The sequence below is a fragment of the Streptomyces sp. 8K308 genome, from assembly GCF_004348315.1.
GTDB lineage: Bacteria > Actinomycetota > Actinomycetes > Streptomycetales > Streptomycetaceae > Streptomyces.
Genome location: NZ_SMKC01000646.1, coordinates 1 through 1,135, shown reverse-complemented (window position 1 = coordinate 1,135; position 1,135 = coordinate 1). Strand labels below are relative to the sequence as shown.

The 1,135-nt window shown below is 66.9% G+C and carries 1 protein-coding gene; it reads left to right on the top strand.

The annotated features are described in order from the left end of the window. The first annotated feature begins 16 nt into the window (after window positions 1–16). Complete coding sequence (locus tag E1265_RS40535) at window positions 17–907, top strand: pentapeptide repeat-containing protein (RefSeq protein WP_132935202.1); 891 nt, start codon at window positions 17–19, stop codon at window positions 905–907. The last annotated feature ends 228 nt before the right edge of the window (window positions 908–1,135 follow it).

Sequence of the window (1,135 nt, the reverse complement as noted above, 5' to 3'; positions counted from 1 at the left end):
GGGCTGGGCTCGCCGGATCGAGTTGATATCCGTCCTCGTGGCCTCGCTCGCCGCGGTCGTCGGGCTTTGGTACTCCAACAGTCAGGTCCGCGACGAACTCGCCATCAACCGTGACAACCTGCTGACCGCCCAGGAAGGGCAGATCACCGACCGCTACAACGCCGCGATCACCAATCTCGGCGACGACGCCGTCGACGTACGCCTCGGCGGGATCTACGCGCTCCAGCGCATCATGATCGACTCCCGTCGCGACCACCCCACCATCACCAACGTCCTGAACGCCTACATCCGCAACCACACCAGCTCCCCCCAACCCCCACGCGATCCCGAGGTATCCGACGAACCCGCTCCGCTGCCCGCCGACGTGGCCGCGGCCCTCACCGTCCTCACCACCCGCGACACCACCCACGACGCCCCCGATTACGTCGTAGACCTCACCGGAGCGCACCTGTACGGCGCTGTCCTGTCCGAGGCGAACCTGAGCCGTGCCGTACTCGCCGACACGGACCTCACCTTGGCGAACCTCACCTACGCATTACTGTCCGGCACGAACCTGTCCGGCGCGAACCTCACCGGCGCGAACCTGTCCGACGCGGACCTCATCAACGCATTACTGATCGACGCGGACCTCACCGAGGCGAACCTCAGCGAGGCGGACCTCACCAGCGCGGACCTGTCCGACGCGGACCTCACCAACGCATTACTGATCGACGCGGACCTCACCGAGGCGAACCTCAGCGAGGCGGACCTCACCAGCGCGGACCTATCCGGCGCGGACCTCACCAACGCCACGGTGAGTATGGAGCAGGTTCTCACCGCCTGGCTCGACTCCACGACACAGCTCCCGGAGGATTTCGCTGACCACCCAAGAATCCTGGAACGGATTACCGAAGGAGACCGCCGATAGCCAGGAGTGCACGGTTCGGAGAAGGTGACACAGGCCGATCCGGGCTGTCGACACTTCAGTGCTCCCCGCGCGTCAACCCGGCCGCCAGCGCCCGTGTAGCTGCCTCCCCTGCCCCCGGGTGTGATCGAACGCATGAAGCGGTTGCCTGTCCCGGCTACCCGCCACGCCAGCCGGCGCGCCTTGCCGTGCGCGCCGAGGACGGGCCATGGCCTTCATGCCCACCAGGAC